General features: G+C 73.6%; 12 protein-coding genes. 5 read left to right on the top strand and 7 right to left on the bottom strand.

Translation table 11 applies throughout. The features are described 5' to 3' along the window. Window positions 1–52: 52 nt before the first annotated feature. Window positions 53–958, bottom strand: coding sequence for an endo alpha-1,4 polygalactosaminidase (locus tag ACN260_RS22330; RefSeq protein WP_422752890.1), 906 nt, complete (start codon window positions 956–958; stop codon window positions 53–55). Window positions 959–1,085: 127 nt separating this feature from the next. Then, window positions 1,086–2,744, bottom strand: a complete 1,659-nt coding sequence (locus tag ACN260_RS22325) for a CAP domain-containing protein (RefSeq protein ID WP_422752889.1) — start codon at window positions 2,742–2,744, stop codon at window positions 1,086–1,088. Window positions 2,745–3,052: 308 nt separating this feature from the next. Between ACN260_RS22325 and ACN260_RS22320 the strand changes: the two genes are divergently transcribed. The 3 genes from ACN260_RS22320 (at window position 3,053) to ACN260_RS22310 (ending at window position 7,761) form a co-directional block, all read left to right on the top strand. Further along, window positions 3,053–3,247, top strand: a complete 195-nt coding sequence (locus tag ACN260_RS22320) for a hypothetical protein (protein ID WP_067305353.1) — start codon at window positions 3,053–3,055, stop codon at window positions 3,245–3,247. 288 nt (window positions 3,248–3,535) lie between these two features. Then, entirely contained in the window at window positions 3,536–7,144 is a 3,609-nt protein-coding gene (gene smc / locus ACN260_RS22315) for a chromosome segregation protein SMC (RefSeq protein WP_422752888.1), read from the top strand. Then, complete coding sequence (locus ACN260_RS22310; protein WP_422752887.1) at window positions 7,144–7,761, top strand: HAD family hydrolase; 618 nt, start codon at window positions 7,144–7,146, stop codon at window positions 7,759–7,761. Before smc ends, ACN260_RS22310 begins: the two co-directional genes overlap by 1 nt. 33 nt (window positions 7,762–7,794) lie before the next feature. Here the strand turns inward: ACN260_RS22310 and ACN260_RS22305 are convergent, their stop codons facing one another. From ACN260_RS22305 to ACN260_RS22285, 5 genes are all read right to left on the bottom strand, one after another. Then, window positions 7,795–8,316 (bottom strand): DinB family protein, encoded by a 522-nt coding sequence (locus ACN260_RS22305; protein WP_422752886.1) that lies wholly within the window; start codon window positions 8,314–8,316, stop codon window positions 7,795–7,797. Between the two features lie 123 nt (window positions 8,317–8,439). Next, window positions 8,440–8,931, bottom strand: coding sequence for a universal stress protein (locus tag ACN260_RS22300; RefSeq protein ID WP_422752885.1), 492 nt, complete (start codon window positions 8,929–8,931; stop codon window positions 8,440–8,442). Continuing rightward, the gene (locus ACN260_RS22295; RefSeq protein ID WP_422752884.1) at window positions 8,928–10,547 is read right to left on the bottom strand and encodes an MDR family MFS transporter; all 1,620 of its coding nucleotides are present in this window, start codon (window positions 10,545–10,547) and stop codon (window positions 8,928–8,930) included. Before ACN260_RS22295 ends, ACN260_RS22300 begins: the two co-directional genes overlap by 4 nt. Window positions 10,548–10,667: 120 nt before the next feature. Then, window positions 10,668–11,105: a MarR family winged helix-turn-helix transcriptional regulator gene (locus ACN260_RS22290; protein ID WP_377682928.1), complete on the bottom strand. Its 438-nt coding sequence runs from the start codon at window positions 11,103–11,105 to the stop codon at window positions 10,668–10,670. 24 nt (window positions 11,106–11,129) lie between these two features. Next, a complete protein-coding gene (locus ACN260_RS22285) occupies window positions 11,130–12,842 on the bottom strand; it encodes an alkaline phosphatase D family protein (RefSeq protein ID WP_422752883.1) in 1,713 nt (570 codons plus the stop codon). 148 nt (window positions 12,843–12,990) lie between these two features. On the opposite strand from ACN260_RS22285, the gene ftsY reads away from it, so the two are divergent. Then, window positions 12,991–14,172 carry a signal recognition particle-docking protein FtsY gene (gene ftsY, locus ACN260_RS22280; protein WP_422752882.1) on the top strand — a complete coding sequence of 394 codons (1,182 nt, stop codon included), beginning with the start codon at window positions 12,991–12,993 and terminating at the stop codon, window positions 14,170–14,172. A 7-nt stretch (window positions 14,173–14,179) separates the two neighbouring features. Beyond that, window positions 14,180–15,043 carry an aminoglycoside phosphotransferase family protein gene (locus ACN260_RS22275; protein WP_204923815.1) on the top strand — a complete coding sequence of 288 codons (864 nt, stop codon included), beginning with the start codon at window positions 14,180–14,182 and terminating at the stop codon, window positions 15,041–15,043. Window positions 15,044–15,277: the final 234 nt, after the last annotated feature.

The following is a 15,277-nucleotide window of genomic DNA, read 5'->3' as shown; positions in this document are numbered from 1 at the left end:
CAGCGCCGTGGCCGGCGGCACGGGTGACCCGGACCGCACCGCGCGGTCCGGGTCACCGCGGTGTGCCGGGGACCGGTCCGGCACCGGTGGGGCAGGGCACGCGCCAGGCGTCCAGGGCGCGGTCCTTCCGGATCGAGGCGAAGCCGTAGCCGACGGTCGTCACGCAGAACCGCGCCGGATCACCGGTGTACTCGACGTGGAAGACCGGCTTGCCTGCGTCGGCGAAGGGGAGCAGCCGGGCGCAGCGGCGCAACCTGACGCACTCCTCGTCGACCGCGAAGTCGAAGTCCGGTGCCAGGGCGGCCACCTGGTCGACGTCGCCGACCAGGCCGGGGGAGAGGTCCAGGGAGCGGGCCAGCCCGGCCGTGCGCCTGTTGAACAGCAGTTGGTCGTCGAAGCCGAGCGGGAAGCCCGACCGGTGGGCGTACCCGTCGGCGTCGACGAGGGCCACCGCGCCGAACCCCTTGCCCCGGCAGAGCCGGAACCGGTCGGCCAGGACGGGTCGCAGCAGGTCCCACCGCCTGACGTCCACCCACCGGGTGCCGGGCCGCCCGGCGGCAGCGCCGCGCACCGCCGCCGGGTAGCGCCCGGCGTCCGGGTCCGTCCCCGCGTACGTCCCGACGGGCACGTGACAGATCAGCCGCCGGTCGCGCCGACGTAGCGCCCCGGTCTCGGCGGTGCTCACCCGCACCGGGTCGAGCAGGACGACGTCGGCGTCGACGGTGGTGTCGACCGGGCCGGTGAGCTGCCACTGCCACCGCCACTGCCGGGCCGTTCCGGGTGGCCAGGGGGTCGGTGCGCCGGGTGGGCCGAGGTCGGGACGGCAGGCGTACACCGGGGTCAGCAGGGCGAGTGCCAGCGTGGCCGGCAGCACCCGGCGGGCCGGACGGCGGCGCGGCGGCCGGGTGGGCAGCGGCGACCCGCCGCACGTCGCGGACGCTGACGGCCGGATGCGCATCGGCGGCTCCCGGGTCCCGTGCGGTACGCCGCACGCCTCACCCGGTCAAACGAGAAGCCCCCGGCGACGACGCGGTCACGTCTTCGCCGGGGGCCTGGGACGATGCGGCCCGGTCGGCCGTCCCCGGTCAGCGCGGGGCGGCGAAGTCCTGCGTCCAGTACGGCCCGTTGCCGTTGGCCACCCCGACGCCGATCTGGGTGAACGCGCAGTTGAGGATGTTGGCCCGGTGACCGGAACTGTTCATCCATGCCTGCATCACCGCAGCCGGGGTCTGCTGGTTCCAGGCGACGTTCTCGCCGTAGGTGCGCCAGGCGTAGCCGGCCCGGTCCAGCCGCTGCCCGGCGTTGCTGCCGTCGCTGCCGGTGTGCGTCATGGTCTTGTGGTCGGCCTGGTCCTGGCTGTGCTGCTGGGCGGCGAGGGTCAGCTTGGCGTCGACGGTGACGGCCGCGCAGCCGGCCTTGGCCCGCTCGGCGTTGACCAGGTCGACGACCTGCTGGGTCTGGCTGCCCCCACCGCCGCCGCTGACCGCCGCCCGGGTGGTGGGGGGCGCGGTCGGGGCCACGGTGCCGGAGCCGCTCCGCGCGGTCTGCCGCGACGCGGCCTTGGTCCGGCTCGGGGTGGGCGTCGGCGTGGCGGTGCGGCTCGGTGACGGGCTCGCCGACGTCGGTGACGGGCTCGGCGACGCGCTGGGGGAGGCCGGGGCGCTGCTGGCCGGGGCGGTGTCGGAGATGACCGGCGCGGTGGCCACCGGCTCGTCGAGGGCCGTCCGGTCGGTGTTCCCGTCGTCGTCGGGCAGCAGCACCGCGCCGATGCCGAGGCTCACCACCAGGGTCGCCGCCGCGGCGGCACCGCCGATGAGCAGCGGACGTCGCGACCGCCGGGTACGACCGGTCGCGGCCACCACGTCGACCGGCCCGACCGTCGGGGTGGCCACGGTGGCGTCCCGCTGGTCGGCGCGCGCCGGCCCGGCGGCCGGCTGCCCCTGCCACGCGCCCGCCCGGTCGTCCTGCCCGCCCTGCCATGGGTCGTCCCGCCCGCCCTGCCACGGATGGTCCGGCTCGCCGTGCCCGGCCGGCCAGGTGTGGGGCTGCCCGTCCGGCCGGGAGGCGGCCTGCTCGTCCGGCCACCGGTCGTCCCGGTCGTCCCGCGCGCCCTGCCAGGCTCCGGCCCGGTCGTCCTGCTCGTCGGGCCACGGTCCGGTCCGGTCTTCCTGCCACGCGCCGGCCGGCTCGCCCTGCCAGGCACGGGCCGGGTCTTCCTGCCACGTTCCGGCCGGGTCGCCCTGCCACGTTCCGGCCGGTTCGTTCCGACCGTCCGACCACCGCTCGGCCTGCCACGCGTCGGCCTGCCACGCGTCTTCCTGGTGGGCGGCGGTCTGCCCGGCGGCGTCCCAGTGCCCGGCGGGCCCGGCGTGCCAGCGGCCGGTGGGTGCGTCCTGCCAGCCGGTCTGCTCGCCCTGCCACGGCCCGGTGGGGTCCTGACCGGCCGGCGCATCGGCCCACCGGTCGGCGGCAGGGGGCGGGGTGCCCCCGGCGGGCCCGGTCGCGGCGTCCGCCCCGGCGGTGCCCGGCTGCGCCGCTGCGTCCACGGCCGGGTCGTCGCCGAAGAGGTACGCCGAGCGCGGAGCGGGGCGGTCGGTCAGCCAGGTCGGGTCGTCCGCCGACGGCTGCGGCCGTCGGTATGCGGCGTCCGGGTCGTTCGGGTCGGTCCAGCCGTACACGCCTGTCGCCTCCACGGGTCGCTTGCGGGCCGGGGTGACGCTACGGCGGCCACGGAACAGCGGCAATGTGGCTAAGGAAGAGTTAAGGAGAGACGACCGTCCAGGGTCACCGTACCCGCCCGGGAAGGCGTAGAGTCAAGGAGTCCGGACAGAGAGTGTCCGAGCCTTGCGGCCCCCTCGGCAAGTGCACAGGGCAGACGTGGAGATGATCTACGGCCTGCGAGAACTTGACGAACGAGCGGTTGTCGCTCAATATATAGGTGTCGCCAGTCGCGCCCAGCCACGCCCGAATTTCGATGGCCTGGTAGTAGTCGCGAACACGAAATGGGCGCGCGTTGGCCGGCTTTTCCGGCAGCGCATATCAAGGAGTCAGCATGGCGAAGGCCCTCTACGGCCACGTAGGTGCAGCGCCCGACCGGCGTCTGCTCGACGAGGTCACCCGACTGCGTTCCAGGGTCCAGGCCCTGGAGTTCGAGATCACGCGCCTGCGTGCCGACAACGATCGGCTCGCGGCGGCTGCGGCGGAGGTGGACGACCTCCTCCGGCTGGCCGAGCCGGCGCTCACCTGATCGTCGGGTACACAGAAAACTGAACAGCACCACCGCGAAAAAGCGCGCCGACACTTTCGTGCCGGCGCGCAGTGCTGTCCGCCACATATTTCTCCGCCCACCAATTCACGATCTTGCGAACTGATGTGGCGTGGGCCACCCCGATCAATTCCACCCCCGGCGCGGGTGTCGGCCGGCGGCGGGGCGGGTCGCGTGCCGGCCGCCGCGTAGCCACGGGTTAGTCTGCGGGTTCACCAGGTCCGCGCAGCCCGCGACGCCTGCGGTGGCCACCGGACGAGGATCGGACAGGTGCATCTCAAGAGTCTGACGGTGAAGGGGTTCAAGTCCTTCGCCTCCGCCACGACGCTGAAGCTGGAGCCCGGGATCACCTGCGTGGTCGGCCCGAACGGCTCCGGCAAGTCCAACGTCGTCGACGCGATCGCCTGGGTGCTGGGCGAGCAGGGCGCCAAGGCGCTGCGCGGCGGCAAGATGGAGGACGTCATCTTCGCCGGCACCGCCGGCCGGGCGCCGCTGGGCCGGGCCGAGGTCACCCTCACCATCGACAACACCGACGGCGCGCTGCCGATCGAGTACACCGAGGTCTCCATCACCCGCCGGATGTTCCGCTCCGGCGAGAGCGAGTACGAGATCAACGGCGACTCCTGCCGACTGCTCGACATCCAGGAGCTGCTCAGCGACTCCGGCATCGGCCGGGAGATGCACATCATCGTCGGTCAGGGCCGGCTCGACGGCATGCTGCACGCCAAGCCGGAGGACCGGCGGGCGTTCATCGAGGAGGCGGCCGGCGTCCTCAAGCACCGCAAGCGCAAGGAGAAGGCGCTGCGGAAGCTCGACGCGATGCAGACGAACCTGAACCGGCTGACCGACCTCACCGCCGAGCTGCGCCGTCAGCTCAAGCCGCTGGGCCGGCAGGCCGAGGTGGCCCGCCGGGCCGCCGCCATCCAGGCCAACCTGCGTGACGCCCGGCTCCGGCTGCTCGCCGACGACCTGCACACCCTGCGGGCCACCCTGGACAAGGAGATCGCCGACGAGACGGCGCTGCGCCAGCGGCGCGAACAGATCGAGGGCGAGCACGCCGAGGTCCAGGGCCGCCTCGGTGAGCTGGAGGCCGCGCTCGCCGAGGACGCTCCGCTGCTCGCCGCCGCCCAGGACACCTGGTACAAGCTCTCCGCGCTGTCCGAACGGTTCCGCTCGGTGGAGCAGGTGGCCCGGGAACGGCTGCGCCACCTCAGCGCCACCGGCGACGACGAGCGCCCCGGCCGCGACCCCGACCAGTTGGAGGCCGAGTCGCAGCGGGTCCGCGAGCAGGAGGAGGAACTGCGCGGGGCGCTCACCGACGACCAGATCCGGCTCGCCGAGGCCGTCGAGCACCGGCAGGAGCTGGAACGCCAACTCGCCGCCGCCGAACGGGAACTGGTCGCCGCCGCCAAGGCAATCGCCGACCGGCGGGAGGGGCTGGCCCGGCTGACCGGGCAGGTGAACTCGGCGCAGGCGCGGACGACCAGCGCCGGTGAGGAGATCGAGCGGCTCGCCGCCGCCCACGCCGACGCCCTGGCCCGCGCCGACCAGGCCCAGGCCGAGCTGGATGCGGTCGCCGAACAGTCCACCGAGGCCGACCGGGACAACGCCGAACTCGACGACCGGCACGCCGAGGCGGTGGCCGCCCACGAGCGGGCGCAGGCCACCGTCCGGGCGCTGGCCGACACCGAGCGGGCGGCCGAGAAGGACGCCGCGACGTGGAAGGCCCGCGAGGAGGCGCTCGCCCTGGGGCTGCGCCGCAAGGACGGGGCCGGGGCGCTGCTCGCCCGCGCCGACGAGGTGCCCGGCCTGCTGGGCAGCCTGGCCGGGTTGCTCACCGTCGCCGCCGGCCACGAGGCGGCGCTCGCCGCAGCGCTCGGCGGGCTGGCCGACGCGGTCGCGGTCACCGGTGTCGACGAGGCCGTCGAGGCGATGCGGCTGCTGAAGATCTCCGACGCAGGCCGGGCCGGCCTGCTGGTCGGCAGTCCCGCCGGCCCCGGCATGACCGGCCCCGTCGACGCGCTGCGCCCCCGGCTACCGGAGACCGCCAGGTGGGCGCCCGACCTGGTGGAGTGCGCCCCCGAGCTGCGTCCCGCCGTACACCGGGCGTTGCGCGACGTGGCGCTGGTCGACGACCTCGCCGCCGCCGCCGAGCTGGTCGCCGGCAATCCGGAGCTGCGCGCGGTCACCCCGGACGGTGACGTGGTCGGGGCGTACGCGGCGGCCGGCGGGTCGGCCAAGGCGGCGAGTTTCATCGAGGTGCAGGCCGCCGTGGAGGAGGCCCGCACCAACCGGCACACCGCCGAGCGGACGGCCGCCGAGCTGCGCGAAAAGCTCGTCGACGCCCGGGCCGAGGTGGCCGCCGCGAAGGAGGCAGTGCAGCACGCCGCCGCCGCCAAACGGGAGGCGGAGAGCCACCGCAACGCCGCCGCCCGTCGGCTGGCCGAGCTGGGCGCGGCGGCCCGCTCGGCGAAGGCGGAGACCGACCGGCTCGGCGAGAGCCGTGCCCGCGCCGAGGCGGCCCGGGAACGTGACCTGGCGGCCCTTGCCGAGCTGGCGGAACGGCTGCGGCTCGCCGAGGACACCCCGATCGACGCGGAACCGTCCACCGAGGAACGGGACCAGCTCGCCGCGATGGTGCCCCGGGCCCGGCAGAACGAGATGGAGGTCCGCCTCGCGGTGCGTACCGCCGAGGAGCGGGTCGCCTCGATCGCCGGCCGGGCCGACTCGCTGGCCCGGCAGGCCATCGCCGAACGGGCGGCCCGGGAGCGGGCTGCGGCCCGGCGGGCGGCCCGGACCCGGGGCGCGGCGATCGCCCGCGCCGTGGTCGGCGGCGCCCGCGAGGCGCTGACCCGGCTCGCCACCTCCATCGCGCGGGCCGAGGAGCACCGCGACGCGGTCGCCCGCGAACGCGCCGCCCGGGAGGCGGAACTCCAGGAGGTACGCGGCGCGGCGAAGCGGCTCGGCGCGGAGCTGGAACGGTTGACCAGCCAGGTGCACCGGGACGAGGTGGCCCGCGCCGAGCAGCGGCTGCGCATCGAGCAGTTGGAGGCCAAGGCCGCCGAGGACTTCGGCCTGGACGTGGAGACCCTGGTCGCCGAGTACGGCCCGACCCAGCCCGTCCCGCCGACCCCGGTCGACGTGGCGGCGGCCGAACGCGACGGCCTGCCGGTGCCCGAACCGGTCCGCTACGAGCGGCCGGTGCAGGAGAAGCGGGCCGCCAAGGCGGAACGGGAACTGGCCCTGCTCGGCAAGGTCAACCCGCTCGCGCTGGAGGAGTTCGCCGCCCTGGAGGAGCGGTTCAAGTTCCTCTCCGAGCAACTGGAGGACCTCAAGGCCACCCGGCGTGACCTGCTCATCGTGGTCAAGGACGTCGACGAGCGCATCCTGGAGGTCTTCGCCAGCGCGTTCGCCGACACGGCCCGCGAGTTCGAGCAGGTCTTCACGGTGCTGTTCCCCGGTGGCGAGGGCCGGTTGATCCTCACCGAGCCGGACGACCTGCTCACCACCGGCGTGGAGGTGGAGGCCCGGCCACCCGGCAAGAAGATCAAACGGCTGTCGCTGCTCTCCGGCGGCGAACGGTCGCTGACCGCCGTGGCGATGCTGGTGGCGATCTTCCGGGCCCGGCCCAGCCCGTTCTACATCATGGACGAGGTGGAGGCGGCCCTCGACGACGTGAACCTGGGCCGCCTGATCACCCTGCTGGCGCAACTGCGGGAGAAGAGCCAGCTGATCGTCATCACCCACCAGAAACGGACCATGGAGATCGCCGACGCGCTCTACGGCGTGACCATGCGCAGCGGGGTCACCCAGGTGATCAGCCAACGGCTCAACCGGACCGACGCCGAGCGGTCCGACGGACACGAGGAGAATCAGTAGTGGCACGGGAACGGCCGACGGCGCTCCTGCTCGACTTCGACGGCGTGCTGCGGCACTGGGACCCGGCGGTGGCCGCCGACGTCGAACGGGAGTACGGCCTCGCCGCCGGGGTGCTCGGCGAGATCGCCATGCACTGGGGGAGGCTGCAACCGGTGCTGACCGGTCAGGTCAGCCATGCCGACTGGATGTCCAGCGTGGCCGATGCGCTGAGCGACTCGGTCGGGCCGCAGCGGGCCCGCGCGGCCGTGGAGCAGTGGCAGCGCTACCGGGGCGAGGTCGACGCCGACGTGCTGGCCTTCGTCCGCGCGGTGCGGGCCGGCGGCATCCGGGTCGGGCTCGGCACCAACGCCACCGACCTGCTCGACACCGACCTCGCCGAGCTGGGTCTGGTCGGCGAGCTGGACGTGGTGGTCAACTCCTCGGTCGTCGGGGTGCACAAGCCGGCGAAGGAGTACTTCCAGGCCGCCTGTGCGGCCCTGGAGACCCCGCCCGCCCGGGTGCTCTTCGTCGACGACGAGGACTGGGCGGTCCGGGGGGCGCGGGCGGCCGGGCTGTCGGCGTACCGGTGGAGCGGGCCGGAGGGGCTGCGTTACCTGCGGGCGGCGCTGGCCCACTGACCTCGGCCGGGGCCGCGCCGACCGGCGACGGGGTCACTCGCCGGTGACGCCGTCGAGGCGTTCCCGGAGCAGGTCGGCGTGGCCGTTGTGCCGGGCGTACTCCTCGATCAGGTGCAGGTAGACCCAGCGCAGGCTGAAGGTCCGTTTCTTGGTGCCGACTTCGGTGAACGTCTCGTCGAGCGAGCGGCCGGCGGTGGCAGCCCGGGCCAGGGCGACCTGCTCGTGGTAGGTGGCGAAGTCGGCCTCGGCGTCGGCGTGGGTCACGTCGAGGTCGGCGTCCGGGTTCTCGGGTGTGCCGTACGGGTAGTCGACCTGCTGCCCGGCGAAGTTCTCCCGGAACCACCAGGACTCCACCTCGCCCAGGTGGCGGACCAGGCCGAGCAGGGTCAGTGTCGACGGCTGCACGCTCGGGGTGCGCAACTGCTCGGCCGTCAGCCCGGCGCACTTGAGCAGCAGGGTCTGCCGGTGGTAGTCGAGCCAGCTCTCCAGCATGGGCCGCTCGTCGCCGACGGGGAGTTCAGGGGTCCGGGTGATCTCCGGTGCACGCCAGGTCATGACCGGCATCCTCGCCGCCCGGTCCGACATTCCGCGACCGATATCCGTCGCACCGTCGGCGGTATCACCGGTCGGGGTGCCCGGTGGTGACCCGGGAGGCGGTGGCGTCGACCCGATCCCCGGTCAGGGGACGACGAGGACCGGCCAGCGGCCGGTGCGGACCAGGCGGGTGGCGACGGAACCGACCAGCCGGTGACCCGCCTGCTCGGAGGAGCCGACCACCACCAGGTCCGCCCGGGACTCGTCGGCCGCCGCCCGCAGCTCGGCGTACGCGTCCCCGCGCCGGCACAGGAACGTCACCGGCAGCCCCAGTTCCTCCGCGCCCCGGCGGCACTCCTGCCGTAGCTCGGCGGCGAGTTCGTCGTGGGTCTGCTGGACCGCCCCGGCCACCACCCCCGGCATGAGGCAGGCGTAGCCGGCCGGGGCGCTGACGAAGACCACCACCAGCCCGGCGCCCTGCCTGCGGGCCAGCCCCGCCGCGTAGGACGCGGCCCGCAGCGAGGTGCGGCTGCCGTCGACGCCGACCAGCACCACCCGGGGCCCGTCGGTGCCCCGCTCGAACTGCTGCGGGCGGGCCTGCGGGCCGTACTGCTCACGCTCGACGGGGACGCTCACCGGTCGGTCCCGGTGCGGACCACCGCCGCCCCGCCGCCCGCCGCGACGGCGGACTCCTGCGCGACGGTCCCGGTGACGGTGTCCCCGGTGTGCTGGCGCAGCGGGATCTCCTTGATGAAGATCACCGCGATCAGGGCGATCAACCCGAACGGGGCGGCGGCCAGGAAGATGTCGCCGGCCCCGTGGCCGTAGGCGCTCTCCACCACGATCCGGATCGGGCCCGGCAGGGTGTGCACGTCGGGCAGGACGCCGCCGCTGCCCGACCCGGAGGCCGGGATGCCCAGCGAGGTGAGGCCGTCGGCGATGTAGTCCTTGACCCGGTGGCCGAGGACCGCGCCGAGCACGGACACGCCGACCGCGCCGCCGAGGCTGCGGAAGAACGCCACCACCGAGCTGGCCGCGCCGAGTTCGTGGGCGGCGACGGTGTTCTGCACGGCGAGGACGAGGTTCTGCATGGTCATGCCGAGCCCGAGGCCGATCAGCGCCATGTAGACGGAAAGGTGCCAGTACGGGGTGTCGTAGCGGATCGTGCCCATCAGCGCGAAGCCGGCGGTGAGCAGCGCGGAACCGGCGACCAGGTAGCGCTTCCAGCGGCCGGTCCGGGTGATGATCCGGCCGACGACGACGGAGGAGACCAGCAGGCCGAGGATCATCGGCATGGTCATCAGGCCGGACATGGTCGGGCTCTCGCCCCGGCTGATCTGGAAGTACTGACCCAGGAAGACCGAGGCGCCGAACATGCCCACGCCGACGGCGATGCTGGCGACGACGGCGAGGGTGATGGTGCGGTTGCGGAACAGCCTCGGCGGGATCATCGGCTCGCTGGCCCGGTTCTCCACCCGGACGGCGAGCGTGCCGAGCACGACCGCGCCGGTCACCATGACGGCGCTCTGCCAGGAGATCCAGTCGTACTTGTCGCCGGCCAGGGTGACCCAGATCAGCAGCAGCGACACGGCGGCGGTGATCAGGGTCGCGCCCCACCAGTCGATCTTCACCTGGCGCTTGACGACCGGCAGGTGCAGGGTCTTCTGGAGCACCACCAGGGCGGCGATGGCGAACGGCACGCCGACGTAGAAGCACCAGCGCCAACCGAGCCAGGAGGTGTCGACGATGACGCCGCCGATCAGCGGGCCGCCGATGGTGCCGACGGCCAGCACCGCGCCGAGGTAGCCGCTGTACCGGCCGCGCTCGCGGGGCGCGATCATCGTCGCCATGATCACCTGGGCCAGGGCGGTGAGGCCGCCGGCCCCGACGCCCTGGAGCACCCGGCAGGCGATGAGCTGTTCGGTGGACTGGGACAGCCCGGCCAGCACGGAGCCCAGCACGAAGATGGCCAGGGAGAGCTGGACCAGGATCTTCTTGCTGGTCAGGTCGGCGAGCTTGCCCCAGATCGGGGTGGTCGCGGTGGTCGCCAGCAGGGTCGAGGTGACCACCCAGGTGTAGGCGGACTGACCGCCCTTGAGCTCGGTGATGATCCGCGGCAGCGCGTTGGAGACGACCGTGGAGGAGAGGATCGCGACGAACATGCCCAGCAGCAGTCCGGAGAGGGCCTCCAGGATCTGCCGGTGGGTCATCTCGACGCCGGTCGCCCGGGTGGGCGCTGTCGCCTGGGTCATCGTCGCTGCCTCCGCTGGTGGTGAAAAGGGTGCCTCGGGCAACCGTAAGCGTTCGTTGCCTCAAGCAACAACCGGACGTGACGTGGCTCTATTCCCCCCGGCCCGGGGGCGCGAGCGGGTTCAGAAGGTCTCGTTGAACCGGTGCATCAGGCGGGCGAACTCCTCGACGTCCCGCTTGGGCCAGGTCTCCATCGACCGGTTGATCTGGTCCATCCGGGCCGACCGCGCCGCGTCGAAGCGCCGGGTGCCCTCCTCGGTCAGCCGCAGCTGCGCCGCCCGCCGGTCGACCGGGTCCGGGTCGCGGCGCACCAGACCCAACGCCTCCAACCCCTGGATCTGCCGGCTCAGCGTGCCCTTACCGATACCCAGCTGGGCGGCCAGGTCGGTCAGCCGGGTCGACCCGGACCGGCGCAGCCACAGCAGCAGACCGTACGCGTTGGGCTCCAGGTTGGGGTGCACCTCCCGGGCGATCTCCCAGGACAGTGCCCGGCCCCGGCGGAGCAACGCCGTGAGTTCGTGCTCCAACACGCGCAGCGTCTCCGGCAGATGATCGTCCACGGCACCGAGGGTACGTGGCGGAGGTCACTTCGCCGAGGAGAGCCGTTGCCGGGCCACCTCACGCAGGTGCCCGTCGCTGGTGGTGCCCTCGATCAGCACCACCGCCTCCCGCCCGGTGTGTCGCAACGTGCTCACCGCGTTGCCGAAGTACGGGCCGGCGAGCTTCTTCCAGCGCACCGTCGGGCGGCGTACCCCGGCGGAACGGGCCAACGCCCGGGTGGCCGCCGCCGGCCCCGCGCTCCAGCCCAGCTTCATCAGCGGGCGCATCGCCGCCGGCACCTGGTTGTGGATCGGGGAGCAGGTGAGCTGGTGCACCGGGGTGCGTACCGCCGGGTCGTCGAACCGGGCGCGGGCCACGTACGAGTGGTGCACGTCGCCGGAGAGCACGCTGATCGACGCCGGTGCCGGGTACGCGGGCCCCGCGCCGACCCGGTCCCCGGCGGTGGCCGGGACGCCGCTGCCCAGCCGCACGAACAGCGCCCCGAGGGCGTCGAACGAGCGGCGGAACGCGGCCCAGTGCTCCAGGTCCAGCGCCCGGCGCAGTTTCTCGGCCAGCCCGGCGACCCACGGCCGGCCGGAGTCGGCCAGCTTCTCGTTCCACGTTTCCACGTGGTGGATGCCCGGCGGCAGCAGCCAGGGCAGCGACGCGCCGATCACCAGGTGGTCGTAGACCCCGTGGGCCCGGTCCAGGAACCAGGACCACTCACCGGCCGGCAGCATCGACCGGCCGCCCGGTTCGAGCACCCGGCTGCACCGGTTGTCCAGCATGACCAGCCGGGTGCGGCCGAGATCCAGCGCGTAGCTCCACTGGTACTGCACGGCCCGCCAGCGCTCGGTGTCGTGCGCCTCGTCGGCCTCCCTGTCCACCCGCTCGCCGAACTCGCGCAGCACCGTGGTGGCGTCCTCGGCGGCGACCACCTTGGCGTAGAGCGGGTCGGCGGCGATCTCGTCCGGGGCCAGGTTGCCCAGGTGCTGGTAGACCCAGTAGGAGGCCAGGCCGCTGCGGATCCGCTCGGCCCACCAGGCCTGCCGGCGCATGTCGGCCCGCCACGACTTCGAGGTGTTCCAGTCGTCGATCACCTCGTGGTCGTCGAAGATCATCACGCTGGGCACGGTGGACAGCAGCCAGCGGATCTCCGGGTCGCGCCACGACTCCAGGTAGAGCTTGGTGTACTCGTCGAAGCTGACCACCTGGTCGGCCGGGGCGTCCTTCGGCCGCCGCCGACGCCGCTTGAGCAGCCGCCTGACCGTGGGCGAGGTGACGTCGGCGTAGACCTGGTCGCCGAGCAGCACCAGCAGGTCGGGCAGGTCGTCCGGGTCGGGCGCGGCCATCAGCCGCCGGGCGTACGCGTCCAGCGCGTCCGGGGGCAGCTTGCGGGTGGTGTTGTGCTGGGTGGTCTCCCGGCACGACCCGAAGATCAGGCTGACCGGCTGGTCCCGGTCGTCGGCCGCCCTGGTCCGGATCACGCTGGGCGGGAAGCCGTCGCGGGCCACCGGCCAGACCAGCTCGTCGTCGACCAGCACCTCGTAGGTGGTGGCGTGGTCCGGGGTCAGCCCCTCCACCACCACCAGCGCGTAGTGGTGGTCGTACGCGGAGAAGGTCGGCGCGGAGCCGGTGGCGCCCTCGGCCGTGCGGACGGTGACCACCGCGGGCCCGCCGGTCTCGACCCACACCGTCGCCCGGGTGCCGACGACCCGGCGCAGCAACGGGCCGATGAGCAGACGTGGCTCGGGCATGGGCGGCACCTCCGAGGAGAAGACGGTTCATCTCTGCTACCCCGCGGGCGGGTGGGTCACCCCCGGCAGCGGCGAGCGTACCCGCAGCTCGCCCGGGTCTGGAGGCGGTGAGTGGGACGCGGTCGTCGGCATCTGACAGGATTTCGGCATGACGGACTACCTCCTCGTCGCACTGGCCCTGCTCGGCGTGCTGATCCTCGGCGGCCTCGGCCTGGTCGTGCCCCGGCTGCGTCGGCGTGCCGCACCCCCGCTGCCGCAGACCGAGGTCGACACCCGGGCCGAGGAGGACCTCGCCGGGCCGCCCGTGGAGGCGGCGGAGTCCGACCTGTCCACCGGCGTCCTGGTCGAGCCGCCGGTGGCGACGGCCCCGCCGCTGGAGGTCCCCGAGCCGACCGCCGGCCGGCTGGTCCGGCTGCGGTCGCGGCTGGCCCGCTCGCAGAACGCCTTCGGCAAGGGCCTGCTCGGCCTGCTCGCCCGCGACCACCTCGACGAGGACGCCTGGGAGGAGATCGAGGACAGCCTGATCACCGCCGACGTCGGCATCGACGCCACCCGGGACATCGTCGACCGGCTCCGCGAGCGGACCCGGGTGCTCGGCACCCGCTCCGCCGGTGAGCTGCGCGACCTGCTCGCCGCCGAGCTGGTCAACGCCCTCGACCCGGGCCTGGACCGGTCGCTGCGCACCACCGGCCGCGACGGCGCGCCGGCGGTGCTGCTGGTGGTCGGGGTCAACGGCGCCGGCAAGACCACCACCTGCGGCAAGATCGCCCGGGTGCTGGTCGCCGACGGACGCTCGGTGACCCTCGGCGCGGCCGACACCTTCCGGGCCGCCGCCGCCGACCAGCTGGAGACCTGGGGCGGCCGGGTGGGCGCCGAGACCGTCCGGGGCGCGGAGGGCGCCGACCCGGCCAGCGTGGCCTTCGACGCGGTCCGCCGGGGCATCGACGCCGGCACCGACACGGTGCTCATCGACACCGCCGGCCGGTTGCAGAACAAGATCGGCCTGATGGACGAGCTGGGCAAGGTCAAGCGGGTGGTGGAGAAGCACGGCCCGATCGACGAGACCCTGCTGATCCTGGACGCCACCACCGGGCAGAACGGGCTGGAACAGGCCCGGGTCTTCACCGAGGTGGTGAACGTGACGGGCGTGGTGCTGACCAAGCTCGACGGGACGGCCAAGGGCGGCATCGTGATCGCCGTCCAGCGCAAGCTCGGCATCCCGGTCAAGCTGGTCGGTCTCGGCGAGGGCGCGGACGATCTGGCCCCGTTCGACCCGGCGCAGTTCGTCGACGCGCTGCTCGGCACCGAGCCGCTCGCCCGGGACGCGTAACCTCGCGGTGAGCAACGACGATCGCGCGTACGCCGGGTGGCGTGACCCCCGCCATGCGGCGCCGGGCCTGGGGAGACCGTACGTGACCTCGCAGGAGATCCCGCTGCACGGCGGGAACGTGAGCACCGTCGTCCGGGTCGGCGACACCGTCCGGCGCAACGCCGGCCCGTGGACGCCCTCGGTGCACGCCCTCCTGCGCCACCTGGAGTACGTCGGGTTCACCGGCGCTCCCCGGGCGCTGGGGATGGACGAGCGCAACCGGGAGGTGCTGTCCTACCTCGAAGGGGAGTGCGGGGAGTACCCGCTGGCCCCGCACTGGGTCACCGACGAGGCGCTGGTGACGGTGGCGACCATGCTGCGGATGTTCCACGACGCCCAGTACGGTTTCGCCCCGCCGCCCGGTGCGGTCTGGCGTTCGTTCGGCCCGCCACCGCCGGACACCGAGGTGATCTGCCACCACGACGCCGCTCCGCACAACGTGATCTGGCGGCCCGACGGCACCCTCGGCCTGATCGACTTCGACCTCGCCTCGCCCGGTGCCCGGATCTACGACGTGGCGTACGCGGCGTGGACCTGGGTGCCGATCTTCGCCGACCGGGACTCGATCACGCTCGGCTGGAAGCACCCGGACCGGCCGCGCCGGCTGCGGTTGTTCGCCGACGCGTACGGGCTGATCCCCCGGGACCGGCACCGGCTGATCCGGACCATCCGCAAGCGGATCGTCGACCATGTGGAGGGCATCCGGCGGATGGCGGCGGCGGGGGAGCCGGCGTTCGTCCGGATCGTGCACAAGGGTCACCTCCGTCGCCCGATGCGCGATCTGCGTCTGCTCGACTACGAACGGCACACCCTGGAGTACGCCCTGCGCTGAGCGCGGCCCCTCCGGTGCGTGCGGTGCCCCGGAACCCCCTGCGATCGGCCGCAACGCCGAAAGAGTGGCCGTTCGTGCCGGAACGGCCACTCTTTCGGGTTCGGGTTTTCATGATCGAGGTTCTTCACACGCCGGAAACAACCCGTCACGTGTCGGAAATCGAGGGGTGTCGGTCCAGGAAACAGCAGCCGGCCAAGCTTCCGCGCAACCGGCGTACGGGCGACGCTGCCCCGG

Origin of the sequence: Micromonospora sp. WMMD708 (assembly GCF_049315245.1) — a bacterium.
Lineage (GTDB): Bacteria > Actinomycetota > Actinomycetes > Mycobacteriales > Micromonosporaceae > Micromonospora > Micromonospora wenchangensis.
The sequence above is the reverse complement of the archived record's forward strand: the minus strand, read 5'-3'. Positions and strand labels throughout refer to the sequence as shown.